Here is a 15,480-nt window from a genome sequence, read left to right on the forward strand (position 1 = left end):
GAGCGCCACCTTGCCAAGGTGGAGGTAGCGAGTTCGAGCCTCGTCGGCCGCTCCAGACAAACAAGCCACTGCAAAACATGATTCGTCGTGTGATGCAGCGGCTTTTTTGTACATTGAAAGCTTTTTTGGAATTGGAAAAGGAGGGAAAAACGCAGTGATATTCGGAAAGTACATCAACCGGTATTACCTCAAGCATGCTCCCGTACTGCTGCTGGGCCTTGCCGCCCTGCTGACGGTGGATTACATCCAGCTTTTGATCCCGCAGCTCTACCGGCTGGTCATCAACGGTGTGAACCTTGGCCAGGTGGTGGTGAACGGTGAGACGCTGCTCTTTACCAAAGAGGTGCTGCTGCAGCACATCTGCCTGCCCATGATCTGGATCGTGGTGCTGATGGTCATCGGGCGCTTTTTGTGGCGCATCTGTTTCTTCGGCTCGGCGGTGCGGGTCGCGGCAGACCTGCGGGAGCGGATGTTCGACCACAGCCGCAGGCTGTCCCAGCAGTACTATCAGGTGAACAAGGTCGGCAACCTGATGAGCCTGTACACCAACGACCTGGACACCATTCAGGAGTGCTTTGGTGACGGCGTGCTGATGTTCTTCGACGCGCTGACCTTGGGTCTGCTGGCTCTTTATAAGATGTGGACCATGGACGTGCGGCTGACCCTGCTGGCCCTGATCCCGGCCCTGATCATGTTTGCCATCGGCACCCAGATGAGCAAGGTGATGACCCGGCGCTGGGAGGAGCGGCAGGAGGCCTTCTCCGGCCTTTCCGATTTCGCGCAGGAGAACTTTTCCGGCATTGCGGTCATCAAGGCCTTTGTCAAGGAGTACAAGGAACTGCAGGCTTTCCGGAAGCTGAACAAGGAAAACGAGGAGATCAACGTGACCTACACGAAGATCGCCACCCTGCTGGAGGTGCTGGTGACCCTGTTCGTGGAGTCCGTGGTCTGCATCATTCTGGGTTACGGCGGTTATCTGGTCTATCAGGGCCGATTCAACGCCGGCCAGCTGGTGGAGTACATCGGCTACTTTGAGGCCATCGTCTGGCCCATCATGGCTGTGTCCATGCTGATCGAAAAGACCAGCCGCGGCAAGGCCTCCCTGAACCGTATCACCGAGCTGCTGGATGCCCCCATCGATGTGGCCGACCGCCCCGGCGTGGCTGACCTGACCGACCCCAAAGGCGGCATCGAGTTCCGCCACCTGAACTTCCGCTACCCGGACGGCGAGTACGATGTGCTGCGGGATATCTCCTTTACCATTGCGCCCGGCGAGAGCGTGGGCATCGTGGGCAAGACCGGTGCGGGCAAGACCGCGCTGGTGGACCTGCTGCTGCGCACCTATAATGTGCCGGACGGAACACTGTTCGTGGACGGCAGGGATGTGAACAGCCTTTCCATCCACTCGGTGCGCAATGCCTGTGCCTACGTTCCGCAGGATAATTTCCTGTTCTCGGACACCATCGCCCACAACATTGCCTTTGGTGTGGACGATGCCACCCCCGAGGACATCGAGCGGGCGGCAAGCATGGCCGATGTGCGGGATAATATCGTGGACTTCAAGGACGGCTACGAGACCGTTCTGGGCGAGCGCGGTGTGACGGTGTCCGGCGGCCAGAAGCAGCGCATCTCCATCGCCCGCGCCCTGCTCAAGGACGCACCCATCCTGATCCTGGACGACTCCGTCTCGGCGGTGGATACCAGCACCGAGAAGATCATTCTGGACAACCTCAAGAACAGCCGGGCAGGCAAGACCACCCTGCTCATTGCCCACCGCATTTCCACGGTGGAGCGGCTGGATAAGATCGTATTCCTCAACGAGGGCCGGGTGGAAGCCGTCGGCCCCCACGATCAGCTGTATGCTTCCTGCCCGGAGTACCGCCGGATGGTCGATCTGCAGCGGCTGGAGGATGAGACGAAGGGAGGCGAAAACGCATGATGCATCTGAATCCGTTGGTTCTGGTGGGCGCTGTCATCGGCGTGATCACCGCCCTGCTGGTGGCAGCTTATGCCGCCGTCAAGGACAAAAAGACCGCCATGGGCTTTGAGCGCAACATGGAGGACGGCGAGATTATGCGCCGCCTTGCCCGCTATGCCCGGCCCTACCTGAGCAAATTCCTCATTGTGGGCGTGCTGATGCTCTTCTCCATTGCCTACGATATCATTTCGCCCCTCATCGTGGGCCGCATCGAGGAGCTGGTGGCCGGGGAGTTTGAACTCCGCGCCCTCTTCCTGGGCGTGTCAGTGTATGCAGGCGTGCTGGTGTTCTCTATGGGCAGCACCTACCTGCAGGCCGTGATCCTGCAGCGGGTGGGCCAGCGCATCATCTCCGATCTGCGCGAGGATCTGTTCAGCCACATTGAATCTTTGGCACACGAGCAGCTCAACGAGATCCCCGTGGGCAAGCTGGTCACCCGCGTGACCAACGATACCAACGCCATCTCCATGATGTTCACCAACCTCTTGGTCCAGCTGACCAAGAACAGCTTTGTCATTCTGGGCATTCTGGTGGCCATGCTCTGCCTGAACTACGAGCTGACGTTGATGGTGCTCTGCTTTGTGCCCTTCATCGCGATCTTCACGGTCATCTTCCGCAAGTTCTCCCGCCGCGCCAACCGCAAGCTCAAGAACGCGACCACCGATATCAATACCTATCTGTCCGAAAACCTGTCCGGCATCAAGGTCACCCAGATCTTTGGCCGGGAGGACGAGAAGATGGAGGACTTCCGCCAAAAAAGCCAGAAGCTGGCCCGGGCCAATCAGGAGCAGATCTTCGTGTTCAGCGTGTTCCGTCCGCTGGTGTATATGCTCTATGTCAGCTCGATCCTGTGCCTGTTCTATCTGGGCGGCATGGGTCACCTGAACAACGTCAGCTTTCTGGGTCAGACCATTTCCAGCGGCACCATCGTCACCTTTTATATGTACATCTCCAAGTTCTTCACCCCCATCCAGAACCTGGCCGAGCAGTTCAACTGGCTGCAGTCGGCGCTGGCATCGGCAGAAAAGGTGTTCTCCATCATGGACATCCAGCCCAGGATGCAGGATGCCCCCGATGCCATTGAGCTGAACGAGGTGAAGGGCGAGATCGAGTTCCGGGACGTGTGGTTCAGCTACGTTCCCGGCGAGTGGGTGCTGCAGGGCGTTTCCTTCCATGTGGATGCCCGCCAGACCGTGGCCTTTGTGGGTTCCACCGGCTCCGGCAAGAGCACCATCCTCTCCCTGATCTGCCGGAACTACGAGTTCCAGAAGGGCCAGATCCTGATCGACGGCATCGACATCCGCAAGATCAAGATCTCCTCCCTGCGCAGGCACTTCGGCCAGATGCTGCAGGACGTGTTCCTGTTCTCGGGCACCATCCGCTCCAACATCGTCCTGCGGGAAGAGGGTATCCCCGACAGCGAGATCATGGAGGTCTGCCGCTACGTCAATGCCGACAAGTTCATCAACAAGCTGGACCACGGGCTGGACGAAGAGGTGCGTGAGCGCGGCAACAACTTCTCCGCTGGGCAGCGGCAGCTGCTCAGCTTTGCCCGCACCATCATCCATAAGCCCAGCGTGATGATCCTGGACGAGGCTACCGCCAACATCGACACCGAGACGGAGCTGCTCATTCAGGATTCGCTGGAAAAGATGCGCACCGTGGGCACCATGCTCATTGTGGCCCACCGGCTGTCCACCATCCAGCATGCGGACAACATCATCGTGCTGTCCCACGGTAAAATTCTGGAGCAGGGCACCCACCAGCAGCTGCTGGCCCGGCATGGCCGCTACTACCAGCTGTACACCCTGCAATACCACAAGGCGCAGCTGAACGCAGCCGAATAAACGCAGACAGAAAGGCCGCTGACCTGAGATGGGTCAGCGGCCTTTTCTGTCTGCACCGGGGGTGGAGTTGTCCGCTTCCGGATCGTCGAGGGAGCACAATTAACACTTGCAAAACAGGTGCATCGCTCGTATAATAGAATATGGTAAAATAATAAAAAAGAGAAATGGAAAGGAGGGGCCACAGGATGCAGTGGAGCGATGCGCTCGGCTACGAAGAGGTGATGACCTTTCTGCGCAGTACACCGGCGAACCTCTTTTTCAAGGATACGGAATGCCGTTATCTTTTTATTTCGGACGTTAGGACTTTCTTCCCCTACGGAGAAGGGCAGGAAGAGGATGTGCTGGGCAAGACAGATCTGGAGATCTGGAGCAGCGAGGAACAGGCCCGCTTTTATTATGAGCAGGACCAGAAGGTGCTTGCCACCGGCAAGGGAACCAGCTTTATCACCGAGGTGCCCCGGGAGGATGGGACGGCATACTATCAGATCAAAAAGAACCCCGTTGTGCTGGAGGGAAAGATCATCGGCATCGTGGGGCTTATTGGTGATATCACGGAGCGGGTGCGGCTGGAAAAACAGGCCGAGAACTGGGCCATCCACGATGAACTGACCGGTCTGTATAACCGCAACTACCTGAAGGTAAAGGGTGCCGAGCAGCTGAAGGGAGCCATCATGCCCATCACGATCATTATGGGCGACTGCAATTACCTGAAGCGTGTGAATGATGCCTACGGCCACGAGTACGGCGACCTGCTGCTCAAGCGGGTGGGCCGGGTGATCCGGGAAAACCTGCCGCCTGAGAGCGTGGCCCTGCGGATGGGCGGCGATGAATTCCTCATTGCCTGCAGCCACTTCTCTGCAGAAGAGGCCGAACAGCTGATCGAGAGGCTGCACGGGGAGCTGGCCCGCCAGAGCGACGACCGCCTCAAGCTGGATGTTGCCTTTGGATACCACACTGTGACAGAAGGCCCTTTTGATTATACCGCAGTCTACCATGCTGCCGACCGGGATATGTACCGGAACAAGCGCAAAAACCGCTGATCATACGGACGAAAAAACAGCCTCAGCCCGATCTCCCAAGGGCTGAGGCTGTTTTGGTGATCTGTTACATCAGGGCGGTGAGTACCAGCGCGCAGAGAGGGAAAACGCCATCTGCGGCGGCTTACAGGATCACATTTTTGATGAGCAGGGAAACGCTGCCGTCCGGATCGTGGAGGAACTCCAGCTCGGAATCGGAGTTCAGCAGCTCGGTGGGGATCTTGACCTCGATGCCGTTGGCGGTGCGGATGCTCCGGCTCTCCATCCGGCGGATGCGGGCAGGGGTCACGGTGACAGGGGCGGCTGCCTCTTCCAGCACCTCGCTCTTCTCCACATAGTCATCAAAGGGCACCGCGGCCAGCGGGTATTCCTCGGCCAGCTGCTGGCGCACCTGTTCCACCGATACCTGATTGTCGTTGTCGGCAGCCTGGTTGGCAATGAGCATGGCTACCTGCGCGTCGGCATGAGGCTCGTCCTCATAGGCATCCTTCACAGCCTGTGCGGCGGCCTCCTGAATGGCCTGCAGCTTCTTTTTCTCGGGCTCGGCCTGGGTATACTGGAACACAACAGAGGAGAGGTAGAACTCCTTATGGCCGTCGATGTCGTATTTCTTTTCCAGCAGGCGCATGGAGTAGTCCGTCAGGTTGACAAGCGCACCCTCCTCCACCTTGCCGCTCTGGGTGGGCAGGCAGGCCCGCTGCTGGATGATGGAGTTGACCGGGGCACCTTCCACGGTCTCGGTGTAGTGGGTGTAGCCGTTTTTATAGTTCAGCTTGAGGATGCCCAGCCAGGGCGCGCCGTCCCGGGTGAAATCCACCACGGCCAGGTCCGCCCCGGGGATGGTGGTGTGGGCGTGCATGTAATCGAACAGCACCCCCGCAATGCGGCAGGACAGATCAATGAAATCCTGATTGTGTTCCAGCTCGTTCCGGAAAGCCGAATCCGGCAGGGGGCGGCACTGGCGGATCTCATCGCTGGCCAGCAGCTTTTCGATATGATTCTGTAAGTAGGCGGTCTTTTCGGCAGTCAGCTCCATGCCGCCGCCGCTGAGCACCGGCGCGTCCAGCGTGGTGTCCAGCACATGCAAAATTGCCTGATGGATGATGATCTCCATGGGTCAAAACCTCATTTCCCGGGTGATTGTGATGTTCCTGCCCAGTATAGCACATCCGGAACAAAAAGGCGAGAGGGAGCGCAAAGGCTTGTCAACTGCCGCCTGAGATGCTACAATGGGGCTGACCAAACATCCGGACAAGCCGAAAGGGGAGTGTGTTATGGAATTTCGGGACAAACCGATGCAGAACCTCATCCGCATCAAGGAAAAGGAGATCTGCAAAAATGTGCAGGAGCTGCTGCTGGACGGTGAGCAGATCGTGGGCGCTTACAAGACCGTGCGCGATCAGGCTGTGTTCACCACCCACCGCATTTTTATGGTGGATATGCAGGGGATGACCGGTACCCGGCAGGAGATCTTTGTGCTGCCCTACCGCAAGATCCTGCATTACGGCATCAAGACGGCAGGCTTCGGTGACCCGCTGCAGACCTCGGAGCTGACGGTCTGCTTTGCGGATGAGCACGAGGCAAAGTTCGGCTTCATCGGGCAGGATGAGCTGCTGGCGGTGGCACGGGCCATCAGCCGGTGCATCCTGTAACAGAACAAACGTAAAACGCCCGCTCCGGCTTCTGACCCCGGAGCGGGCGTTTTACATTGCTGTAATATGCGAAAAAAGGAGAATGTCGAAGGGTCAGCAGGCGGCGCGCTCTCTGCGGCCGGCCTCAAGCATGTAGTGCAGAAAGCCGGTGACATCAGCAGGGTCGGTGACAGAGATGTCAAAGCCCTTGGAGGGAGCGTCCATCATCTGGAACAGCTCGGTGGCGGCGCTGTCCTTTTTCAGGTCACAGGTCTCGCCATTGGCCAGGTGCAGGAGCACACTGCCGCGGCTGGCGGCTACCTGCTGCATGAAACGGTCTTTATCAAGATACTGGATGCGAAGCATAAAAATACCTCCCACAAAGAAATGTTTTATTCTGGAAGAGTCTCCCGGGCCAGGCTGCCCGTGGGGAACGCTTCTCGGGAACCGGATCAAGCCGCGCCGGGGGTTGTTTTCCGCCCCCTGCGGTGTTATACTGTGCTTGCTGGTTCTGATGAAATAATACCACGAAACCGGCACGATAGATAGAACAAAAACACCCGATTTGTACAACAAAATCGGCATTGACAAAAAATATTCAAAGTATTGCGGAAAGGAATTGTTCAATATGGCGTTTCAGACAAGCTGTGTCTCTGCTGCCAATATCGTTACCGGGCTGACCTTCCAGCAGGATGTTGTGGCCGATGCCGAGGGGCGGGAAATGGTCCAGCATGGCAGCGCCCTGTTCCCCATTGCCTGCTACGCGGAGAACCTGAAAAGCTATTCGGTGGCCTGGCACTGGCACGAGGAGTTTGAGTACATTCTGGCCATGAAAGGCCCCCTGACGGTGGACGTGAACAAGACCCGGGTGACCCTGCAGACGAATCAGGGCGTGTTCCTGAACTCCGGCATCCTCCACGCGGTGGAGCAGGCGGAAAAAGGGGAGGCCCTGCTTCACTCGGGTGTGTTCCATCCCCGGCTGGTGGGTGGAATGGACACCATCTTCTGGCAGAAGCTCATCCGACCCATGCTCCAGCCGGATGCCCCGGCGTTTTTTCTGCTGGATGAGGCTGTGCCCTGGCAGGCGCAGGTGCTTGCCTGCCTGCGGGAAGCCTGGCAGGCGGTTGCCGTGGAGCCCTTTGATTACGAGAACCGGGTGCGTTACTATCTCTCTGCGGCGCTGCGGCTGCTGAGCACCCAGTGCGTGGGCGGCAAGACCAAGGTCTCCCAGCAGGAGCAGATCGCCGCCGAGCGGATGAAGCAGATGCTCCGCTTTGTGGAGGAGCACTATGCCGAGGAGCTGACCGTGGAACGCATCGCGGCCAGCGTGGCCCTGAGCGAGAGCGCCTGCCTGCGCAGCTTCCGGCAGATGCTGGGCATCACGCCCATCCAGTATGTCAAGCAGTTCCGGGTGGAAAAGGCCGCCGAGCTGCTCCGCTCCACCCGGCTCAAGACGGGCGAGATCGGGATGGAGTGCGGCTTTGCAGATGGCAGCTACTTCATTAAGACCTTCCGGGAGATCAAGCACTGCACACCCAAGGAATACCGCGCAAAATTCTGCTGAAATGTCTGAGATAGGAATAGGAGAAAATGATCCCCATGCAGCACAGTCTGACCCAAGGACCCATTACAAAGAATATCCTGCTGTTTGCCCTGCCGCTGATGTTCGGCAACCTGCTGCAGCAGATGTACAACATTGCCGATACCTGGGTGGTGGGCCGCTTCCTCGGCGCGGATGCGCTGGCGGCGGTGGGGTCATCCTATACCCTGATGACCTTCCTCACCTCGATCCTGCTGGGCCTGTGCATGGGCAGCGGTGCGGCTGTGTCCATGCAGTACGGCAGCGGCGAGACCGAGAAGATGCGGCAGAGCGTGTTCCAGTCCTTCCTGCTCATTGCGGGCATCGCCCTGATGCTCAACCTGCTGGTCTATCTGGGGCTGAACGGCATTCTGTGGGTGCTGCGGGTGCCCGCAGAGCTTTGCCCGCTGATGAAGGACTACCTGTTCATCGTTTTTCTGGGCATTGCGGCCACCTTTTTGTATAACTATTTCGCAAACCTTCTGCGGGCCATCGGCAATTCCGTGGTGCCGCTGGCATTCCTGGCCGTATCAGCCATCCTGAACGTGATCCTGGATCTGGTCTGTGTCCTTGTGCTTGACTGGGGCGTGAAGGGGGCCGCCGTGGCAACTGTCTTTTCCCAGTATGTGTCCGGGGTGGGCATCGGCTTGTACACCCTGAAAAAGTTCCCGCAGCTCTGCCCGAAACGGACAGACTGCAGGTGGGACCGGAAGAACCTTGCCAATATCCTGAATCTTTCGGTGATGACCAGCGTTCAGCAGTCCATTATGAATTTTGGCATCCTGATGGTGCAGGGTCTGGTCAACAGCTTCGGCACGGTCATCATGGCGGCTTTTGCGGCGGCGGTGAAGATCGATTCCTTTGCCTATATGCCGGTGCAGGATTTTGGCAACGCCTTCTCGACCTATGTGGCCCAGAACTACGGAGCCAACCAGCCGGACCGCATCAAAAAAGGGATCCGCAGTGCCGGGCTGACAAGCGCGGTGTTCTGCATCGTCATCAGCGTGCTGGTCTGCGCCTTTGCCGCCCCGCTCATGGGGATTTTCATCGACCCGGCTCAGACCGAGATCATCGCGGCGGGCGTACAATACCTCCGCATCGAGGGTGCATGCTACATCGGCATTGGCGTGCTCTTCCTGCTCTACGGCTACTACCGGGCGGTCAATCAGCCGGGGATGTCGGTCATCCTGACCATTGCTTCCCTTGGCACCCGTGTGGCGCTGGCCTATCTGCTTTCTGCCACGCCGCTGGGTGTTACCGGCATCTGGCTCAGTGTGCCCATCGGCTGGGCACTGGCAGATGCCATCGGCATTGGGTATTATTTGAAGAAGAGAGCATAAAATATCCCCCGCTGCAAAGCGTGTTATGGCACGTCAGCAGCGGGGGATATTGTTTTTTCTGGGGTTTGAGGTGATTCGGGCGGGGGCTTATTCCCCCACGGCGGGGACATTCTGCATTGTCAAGAGGAGCTTCTGGACATCCACGCTGCCCATGTGGGTGGGCTCCTCACCCAAACGGAGAAAATCGGTCTGCTGGGCGGTAACAGTCTGCCACTGGGGCAGGTCTGCGCCGTTGGGGTTACCTGTCTTGGCAAAGTTGGTCAGGTAATCCACCATCTGAGCGCTGAGGGCGGTGTCCTTCTCAGTGAAGGGCCGCCAGCAGTGAGCCAGCGTGCCGAACCAGTACCACAGGTCGCTGGAATGCCAGGCACCACGGTCATCACCGGGGAGCTGGCGGTCGAAGAACCAGCCATAGCTGTCGGCGTTCCGGGCGCACCAGTCCTGAGCCATCTGGTAGAGGTAGGGCGGAACGATATCCTCGCTGGTGAAGCCGATGAGGTAAGGGATATGGTGCTGTTCGTCGGCAACCAGCGTCTCAGGGCCGGTCTTGACCTGGAAACGGCCATCCACCACGGGCTCACAGCCCATACCCTTGAACTGGGGCTGGGTGCGGACGGCATCCCAGGCTGCAAACAGTCTGGCGGGGGCGAGGGCACGGAACTCGGCCAGGGTGCTGCACCCGGCGGTCTCCATGACCTGCTTCCAGAACGGGTAGTGGGCCTCAGCGGGCTTGGCCGTCAGCATCTGGCTTACGCCGCCGCCGCTGCTCATCACGGCCTTGGAGAACAGCCCCCTGGTGATGGGGGAGAGGACGAGCTGCTGGACGCTCATGGCACCGGCGCTCTGGCCCATGATAGTGATGTTGTTGGGATCGCCGCCAAAGGCAGCGATATTGGCACGCACCCACTGCAGAGCCGCCAGCTGATCCAGAAAGGCATAGTTGCCGGTGGATCCGGCCTCATCAGCCAGCTCGGGCAGGCAGACAAAGCCCATGGGGCCGAGCCGGTAGTTGATGGTCACAGCCACGCAGCCTTTGGTGGGCCAGACAGGGCCGTCGAAGTGTTTCTCGTGGCCGCAGCCGCCGGTAAAGCCGCCGCCGTGAATGTAGAAGATGACCGGCAGCTTGTCCTCGGGGGCTGCGCCAGCAGGGGCCCAGATGTTCAGGAACAGGCAGTCCTCGCTGTAAGTATACGTTTCGCCCTTGCGGAACTCGTTGTAGTAGAAGGCTTTTCCGGGTGCGGCGGCTTCGTCATAGAAGGCGCGGGGCTGGTAACAGCAGGCACCGTATTGGGTGGCATCGTAGACACCGTCCCAGTGGGTGACGGGGATGGGGAACTCCCACCGCCCGGCGGTGGCGTAGCGAATGCCCTTGTAAGCGGCAATGCCCGGCCACTGGCAAGCCGTGCCGGAGATCACGCCGCAGGGCGTGGTGCGCTCAAAGCTCATGGGGGAAACCTCCTTGTCTTACTCCGCCGCTTTCAGGCCCCGGATGTCCTCGCCCGCAAACAGGCAGGGGACAAAGGAGGAAAGGCGGCTGGAGATCTTTTCGGTGTATCGCTTTTCCAGCAGGGAGCCATCCGCAATGTTGGTGGTGACGATGGTGGGCAGACCGGCTCCCAGGCGGTTGTTCAGCAGGCTGTAAAAAGTGGTGATGAAGTAGGGGGTGACGAACTCGGTGCCCAGATCATCCAGGATCAGCAGGTCGGCAGCAGAGGCGGTGCGCAGCAGGGTCTCGGCATCCTCGGAGGAGTCGAAGCGGGCGTTTTCCAGCTTGCCGAAGAAGTCTGGGCTGGAAACGTAGATCACGTCAAAATCCTTTTGCAGTACGATGCCCGCAATGGCAAGGGCGGCGTGGGTCTTGCCCAGCCCCGCATTGCCAAAAAGCATCAGGCTCTCGCTGTTGTGGTCGAATTCCTCAGCGTAGCTGCGCAGATCCTCCAGCAGGCCGCCCATGTAGGTGCGGACAGGCTCGCCCAGCTTCTCGTCCATGGTGTTGGGGTAGTACCGCAGCTCCATGGTGTCAAAACTGGAAATGGACAGGCTGGACAGCGCCTCGATCTCCTCCCGTCGCAGACCCTGCATCAGCTTATGAACGCAGGTGCAGGTGCGGCCCTGCACGCTGCCAGTATCCTGGCACAGCTTGCAGGTGAATTTGGGCTCCAGCGCATCCGCAGGGCGGCCGCTGGCGGCCAGCAGGGCGGTGAGCTCCTGCCGGGCTGTGCTCAGTGCGGCGGCGGCTTCGGTGCGGTCTTTTCCGGCCGCGCCTGCCAGCGCGCAGCGGATGCCCCGCACCCGCACCTCGTCCTCAGCGTGGCGCAGGGCCGGGATGGCGGCCTCCGCCTCCAGCCGGGCATCCTCGGCATTGGCGCGGGCAGTCTGCCGCCGCAGAGCCACCGTGCGCAGGGCGGCTTGATAAAGTTCCTGTTTGGTACGCATAAAAGCTCCTTATTCTGCAGGCGTGTCCGTTTTTTTGCGGAGCGGACGGCGGCGGGCAGCGTTCTTGAGAAAATCGTTTCCGCTGGGTTCGGCGCGGTCCACCCGGATGTTCCGGCTGGCACCCATCCCGGCCACCGGGCCCCGCACATCGTGGACGGTGCGCAGGCCCTTGGCGTTCCAGGCCTTGAGGATGCTGTTCCAGTACCAGAGATCCCGCTTGGGGCCGGCCTGTACGGCGGCCTCCTGCACCATGGCATCATCGTAGCCGTAGACCTCGTACCAGCGGGCAATGGCCTTGCGCCCGCCAAGGGTCAGCTCGGTGTCGGCAATGCCCAGCAGGCCGCTGACGTACTGCTCCCGCTGGGCACGCAGGGCCAGCAGCTGGAGGTGTGCGTCGGCCTGTTCGCCGGTCTCCACACCCTCGGCCCGCCAGACCTTCAATTCGTGGCTGACGGCACCCATCGTCCGCTTGCCTCGGCTGGCCACATAGGCCACGCAGAGCATGACGGTCTCGGGTGCAAAGGCTTCCTGCACATAGAAGTTTACCAGCTTTTCCATTTCGGGGTGGGTCAGCGGGCGGGCAAAGCTGGTCTGGGCGCAGTCGATGAGGGAGGAGATCATGGGATCGGTGCGGCTGGCCGCTGCGATCTCGCTCCAGGTCATGGGGGCAGGGGCTGTGGGCTCCTCGCCCGGGGCGGCGTTCTCCTCGTACCGTTCCAGCAGACCTGCACCGGCCCAGAAGGACAGGGCACTCTCGGCGGTCATCTTACTGCGAAGCTTTAAGTCGGCGCAGAGCTTCTCCGGGTCAGTGATGCCGGTGGCCAGCACATACAGAGCCACCCGGACGTTATATTCCTCCGCAATGCCCAGCTTGGAAAAGACCAGCTGCGGCACCGGGATGGTGTCACCCTTGAATTCTTTCAGTCGGTAGATCATGGTGCACCTCAGTGTTGTGTTTCGGCATCCGGTTCCGGTGCGGGCGGTGTCCAGGGCTCACAGTCCAGGATGGACGGGTGGGCGCTCCAGCGTTCCGGTTCGGCGTTGTAGGCATCGTTCAGATATTGGGCGACTGCGGTGCGGCCCTCCTCGGTCATCGGGAAGATCTCCCGCCGCCGCAGGGCCGGATCGGTTTTATCCAGCGTCCACGGCTCGGGCCAGAGATCCACCGTGAGGATGGCCTCTTCTTTTTTGGCCTCCTCGCCACCGTCCGGGTCGGGGACGGAGCGCTTGCCCGGGGTGATGAGGTAGCGCATCCCGTCCTCGTTGCCGCTGAATGAGTTTTTGTTCTGCAGATAGTGCAGCATGGGCACAAAGATCATGTAGAATTCCTCCCATTGTGATAATCTATCTTTCATTATAAAGCAACTGGCGCAAAAAGCAAGTTTTTTCCGCCTGCCGCGTTCCGACAGAAAAAACTGTTGACAAAACCGCCGCACTTTGCTACACTAATGGAGCAGTCCTGCAGGGTTAGCTCATCCGGTAGAGCGACTGCTTCCCAAGCAGTAGGCGGCGGGTTCGAGTCCCGTATCCTGCTCCAGAAAATAGCGCTCCAACGTGTGGTAAAGAACATGTTGGGGCGCTTTGCATTTTGATGCACTTTTGGGCGGGCGGCTTGTGCTTTGCCGGAAAATATGGTTCAATAGAGGAAAACAGACGGGAACGCACAGCGACCAAGAAAAAACGAGGTGGATACAATGAATCTGAAAGAAGCATTCCGCTATCAGAACAAGCTGCAGGCCCTTTTGGATGAGGCCCAGGGTATTCTGGACTGCGATTCCAATGTTACCAAGGTGGCCAACACCTATCTGCGCCACAAGGTCATGGCAGAGGCTGAGGACGAGACGATCCTGGACCTGCCCCAGACCGAATATGCCCAGCAGATCACCGATATTGCCCGGTTCATGCTCTATCTGCTGGAGGAGAAGGGCCGCCTGTTCGCTGCCATCCGCAAGGCAAAGGATGCGCTGGACATGGATATGGACAGCGAGGTCGGCCTGAACGCTGCGCGGCAGAGCGTGGCGCGCACCTTCAAGCGAATGAACGACCTGCGCAGCTCCGAGCAGCTGCTTTCCGGCGGCGGTACCGGCTACCGTTTCAATGCAGAGGGCAACCAGATCGCCTACCGCTGTGATGTGAAGCGGGTGACCACCATCAACTATGACCGCAAGGTCATCCATGCTGCTCTGGGCAAGCTGAACCGGCAGGCGGACGAGACCTCCAACCGGATCGACCTGTGCCTTGTGACCTCCCGGGTGGACTATGCAGTCCCCTTTGATGTGAACGCCAGCTTTGCCGAAGCATTTGAGACCTATCTGGAAAGCACCAATGCCTGAATAAACGCTCCACCGGCTATTTTGGGTGCGGCAAGCGCCGGGGACGCGGCTGCCGGTTCAGGTGCAGATGAACGATAACGCTGCACAGTTCCGCAAGGAAGTTTCGGTCCGGTTCACCTTACGAGCCAGCATAATTGAAAAAATCTTGCGTTCGGCTTTTCCGCCACCGCCAGACGTTTCTTCGCCGAAACCGTCCTTTGCCATTCCTCACATTCCTGCCACCGTGCTGACGTCTCCATGGGCAGGCAGGCAAGCCACCCTTTCTGAATTTGTCCCGCAGACTGCTGCGGGAGCATTTTTCCGCCTGCGGGGCGGGTGCACTGCATCCCCCATTTTGCAGGCAGAGCAAATGGCAGAAGCTGCCCTGGATGCTTGCCGTATCCAAAATGGCCGGTGCAAAACCGGAGGGATAAGCGATGAAGTGCCGCAGCCCCGGCGGTAAAAAACTGCCGGGGCTGCAATTCTTGGAGGGAGTCGTTCGTATTCCAGGCAAAGCAACTGAATTCAGACAAAGACGAGGTATGATCATGTCAACCAAACCGATTCGTTCCACTGCCGCAAATTGCATTGACCTGAGTGCAGCAGCGCTTCATATCATTGCCATGGCGCTGATGCTGATGGATCACCTGTGGGCGACCCTTCTGCCGGCGCAGGACTGGCTGACCTGTGCCGGACGGCTGGCGTTCCCTATCTTTGCATTTATGACAGTGGAAGGCTACTTTCATACCCGGAATCTGAAGCGTTATGCCCTGCGGCTGCTGTTGTTTGCGCTGCTTTCAGAAGTGCCCTTTGATCTGATGTATGGCGGGACATGGTTCTACCCGGTGCACCAGAACGTGATCTGGACGCTGCTGCTGGGGCTTCTGGGGGTGCATCTGATGGAAACGGTGCGCAAAAAGCAAAAGCTCTGGGTCTCGCTGCCGGTGTGCGCCGCAGTGGCAGCAGCAGGGGCGCTGCTGGGAACGCTGGGCATGACAGATTACTACGGTGCCGGTGTGCTGACTGTGTTCGCTTTTTACATTTTCCGGGGCCGGAAATGGTGGTGCCTGCTGGGACAGGTGCTGACCCTGTACTGGATCAACGTGGTGCTTCTGGGCGGGCTGATGTACCCCATCCGGCTGTTCGGCATGGAGTTTGAGCTGTGTCAGCAGGGGCTTGCGCTGCTGGCGCTGGTGCCCATCTGGCTGTATCGCGGGCGGCAGGGCTGCCACAGCAAACCGTTCCAGTATGCCTGCTACGCCTTTTACCCGGTACACATGCTGCTGCTTGTGCTGGCGCTGAATTTCGTGAACCGATAAG

The 15,480-nt window shown here is 59.3% G+C and carries 15 protein-coding genes and 1 tRNA gene; 9 read left to right on the plus strand and 7 right to left on the minus strand.

Annotation, left to right across the window (positions count from 1 at the left end; genetic code table 11):
• Positions 1-154 precede the first annotated feature (154 nt).
• The 3 genes from J3352_RS09090 (at position 155) to J3352_RS09100 (ending at position 4,865) form a co-directional block, all read left to right on the plus strand.
• The gene (locus J3352_RS09090; RefSeq protein ID WP_098925048.1) at positions 155-1,939 is read left to right on the plus strand and encodes an ABC transporter ATP-binding protein; all 1,785 of its coding nucleotides are present in this window, start codon (positions 155-157) and stop codon (positions 1,937-1,939) included.
• Positions 1,936-3,825, plus strand: coding sequence for an ABC transporter ATP-binding protein (locus tag J3352_RS09095; RefSeq protein ID WP_097773701.1), 1,890 nt, complete (start codon positions 1,936-1,938; stop codon positions 3,823-3,825). Before J3352_RS09090 ends, J3352_RS09095 begins: the two co-directional genes overlap by 4 nt.
• A gap of 185 nt (positions 3,826-4,010) precedes the next feature.
• Positions 4,011-4,865: a GGDEF domain-containing protein gene (locus J3352_RS09100; protein ID WP_242651562.1), complete on the plus strand. Its 855-nt coding sequence runs from the start codon at positions 4,011-4,013 to the stop codon at positions 4,863-4,865.
• Between the two features lie 121 nt (positions 4,866-4,986).
• Here J3352_RS09100 and J3352_RS09105 read toward each other — a convergent pair whose 3' ends face one another.
• Entirely contained in the window at positions 4,987-5,976 is a 990-nt protein-coding gene (locus J3352_RS09105) for a nucleoid-associated protein (protein ID WP_005932044.1), read from the minus strand.
• A 160-nt stretch (positions 5,977-6,136) separates the two neighbouring features.
• On the opposite strand from J3352_RS09105, the gene J3352_RS09110 reads away from it, so the two are divergent.
• Positions 6,137-6,514, plus strand: coding sequence for a PH domain-containing protein (locus J3352_RS09110; protein ID WP_035393789.1), 378 nt, complete (start codon positions 6,137-6,139; stop codon positions 6,512-6,514).
• Positions 6,515-6,607: 93 nt separating this feature from the next.
• Here the strand turns inward: J3352_RS09110 and J3352_RS09115 are convergent, their stop codons facing one another.
• Entirely contained in the window at positions 6,608-6,859 is a 252-nt protein-coding gene (locus J3352_RS09115; RefSeq protein ID WP_097786533.1) for a hypothetical protein, read from the minus strand.
• Between the two features lie 262 nt (positions 6,860-7,121).
• Here J3352_RS09115 and J3352_RS09120 point away from each other — a divergent pair, with 262 nt between their 5' ends.
• Positions 7,122-8,057, plus strand: a complete 936-nt coding sequence (locus J3352_RS09120) for a helix-turn-helix domain-containing protein (protein WP_035393784.1) — start codon at positions 7,122-7,124, stop codon at positions 8,055-8,057.
• A gap of 35 nt (positions 8,058-8,092) precedes the next feature.
• Positions 8,093-9,412, plus strand: a complete 1,320-nt coding sequence (locus J3352_RS09125; RefSeq protein WP_035393930.1) for an MATE family efflux transporter — start codon at positions 8,093-8,095, stop codon at positions 9,410-9,412.
• An 87-nt stretch (positions 9,413-9,499) separates the two neighbouring features.
• Here the strand turns inward: J3352_RS09125 and J3352_RS09130 are convergent, their stop codons facing one another.
• The 4 genes from J3352_RS09130 to J3352_RS09145 are packed head-to-tail and all read right to left on the minus strand — an operon-like array spanning position 9,500 to position 13,167.
• Positions 9,500-10,858 carry a carboxylesterase/lipase family protein gene (locus tag J3352_RS09130; RefSeq protein ID WP_097786534.1) on the minus strand — a complete coding sequence of 453 codons (1,359 nt, stop codon included), beginning with the start codon at positions 10,856-10,858 and terminating at the stop codon, positions 9,500-9,502.
• 18 nt (positions 10,859-10,876) lie between these two features.
• Complete coding sequence (locus tag J3352_RS09135; RefSeq protein WP_097786535.1) at positions 10,877-11,848, minus strand: ATP-binding protein; 972 nt, start codon at positions 11,846-11,848, stop codon at positions 10,877-10,879.
• Between the two features lie 9 nt (positions 11,849-11,857).
• A complete protein-coding gene (locus J3352_RS09140; protein WP_156065275.1) occupies positions 11,858-12,784 on the minus strand; it encodes a DnaD domain-containing protein in 927 nt (308 codons plus the stop codon).
• An 8-nt stretch (positions 12,785-12,792) separates the two neighbouring features.
• Positions 12,793-13,167: a hypothetical protein gene (locus tag J3352_RS09145; RefSeq protein ID WP_097770564.1), complete on the minus strand. Its 375-nt coding sequence runs from the start codon at positions 13,165-13,167 to the stop codon at positions 12,793-12,795.
• A gap of 142 nt (positions 13,168-13,309) precedes the next feature.
• Between J3352_RS09145 and J3352_RS09150 the strand changes: the two genes are divergently transcribed.
• Positions 13,310-13,385: transfer RNA gene (locus tag J3352_RS09150), tRNA-Gly, on the plus strand.
• A 157-nt stretch (positions 13,386-13,542) separates the two neighbouring features.
• Entirely contained in the window at positions 13,543-14,181 is a 639-nt protein-coding gene (locus tag J3352_RS09155; protein WP_097773707.1) for a hypothetical protein, read from the plus strand.
• Positions 14,182-14,238: 57 nt separating this feature from the next.
• On the opposite strand, the gene J3352_RS09160 is transcribed toward J3352_RS09155, so the two are convergent.
• Positions 14,239-14,385 carry a hypothetical protein gene (locus J3352_RS09160; RefSeq protein WP_005932015.1) on the minus strand — a complete coding sequence of 49 codons (147 nt, stop codon included), beginning with the start codon at positions 14,383-14,385 and terminating at the stop codon, positions 14,239-14,241.
• Positions 14,386-14,708: 323 nt separating this feature from the next.
• Here J3352_RS09160 and J3352_RS09165 point away from each other — a divergent pair, with 323 nt between their 5' ends.
• Positions 14,709-15,479, plus strand: coding sequence for a TraX family protein (locus J3352_RS09165; RefSeq protein ID WP_197036505.1), 771 nt, complete (start codon positions 14,709-14,711; stop codon positions 15,477-15,479).
• Position 15,480: the final 1 nt, after the last annotated feature.

This window comes from Faecalibacterium sp. Marseille-Q4164, assembly GCF_017377545.1.
In the GTDB taxonomy this organism is placed as follows: Bacteria; Bacillota; Clostridia; order Oscillospirales; family Ruminococcaceae; genus Faecalibacterium; species Faecalibacterium duncaniae.

Excerpts from the sequence above, each read along its gene's own strand:
- J3352_RS09110 (WP_035393789.1), top strand. The coding sequence starts at position 6,137 with ATGGAATTTCGGGACAAACCGATGCAGAACCTCATCCGCATCAAGGAA.
- J3352_RS09120 (WP_035393784.1), top strand. The coding sequence starts at position 7,122 with ATGGCGTTTCAGACAAGCTGTGTCTCTGCTGCCAATATCGTTACCGGG.
- J3352_RS09160 (WP_005932015.1), bottom strand. The coding sequence starts at position 14,385 with ATGGCAAAGGACGGTTTCGGCGAAGAAACGTCTGGCGGTGGCGGAAAA.
- J3352_RS09140 (WP_156065275.1), bottom strand. The coding sequence starts at position 12,784 with ATGATCTACCGACTGAAAGAATTCAAGGGTGACACCATCCCGGTGCCG.
- J3352_RS09115 (WP_097786533.1), bottom strand. The coding sequence starts at position 6,859 with ATGCTTCGCATCCAGTATCTTGATAAAGACCGTTTCATGCAGCAGGTA.
- J3352_RS09165 (WP_197036505.1), top strand. The coding sequence starts at position 14,709 with ATGTCAACCAAACCGATTCGTTCCACTGCCGCAAATTGCATTGACCTG.
- J3352_RS09125 (WP_035393930.1), top strand. The coding sequence starts at position 8,093 with ATGCAGCACAGTCTGACCCAAGGACCCATTACAAAGAATATCCTGCTG.
- J3352_RS09130 (WP_097786534.1), bottom strand. The coding sequence starts at position 10,858 with ATGAGCTTTGAGCGCACCACGCCCTGCGGCGTGATCTCCGGCACGGCT.
- J3352_RS09105 (WP_005932044.1), bottom strand. The coding sequence starts at position 5,976 with ATGGAGATCATCATCCATCAGGCAATTTTGCATGTGCTGGACACCACG.
- J3352_RS09100 (WP_242651562.1), top strand. The coding sequence starts at position 4,011 with ATGCAGTGGAGCGATGCGCTCGGCTACGAAGAGGTGATGACCTTTCTG.
- J3352_RS09095 (WP_097773701.1), top strand. The coding sequence starts at position 1,936 with ATGATGCATCTGAATCCGTTGGTTCTGGTGGGCGCTGTCATCGGCGTG.
- J3352_RS09155 (WP_097773707.1), top strand. The coding sequence starts at position 13,543 with ATGAATCTGAAAGAAGCATTCCGCTATCAGAACAAGCTGCAGGCCCTT.
- J3352_RS09135 (WP_097786535.1), bottom strand. The coding sequence starts at position 11,848 with ATGCGTACCAAACAGGAACTTTATCAAGCCGCCCTGCGCACGGTGGCT.
- J3352_RS09145 (WP_097770564.1), bottom strand. The coding sequence starts at position 13,167 with ATGATCTTTGTGCCCATGCTGCACTATCTGCAGAACAAAAACTCATTC.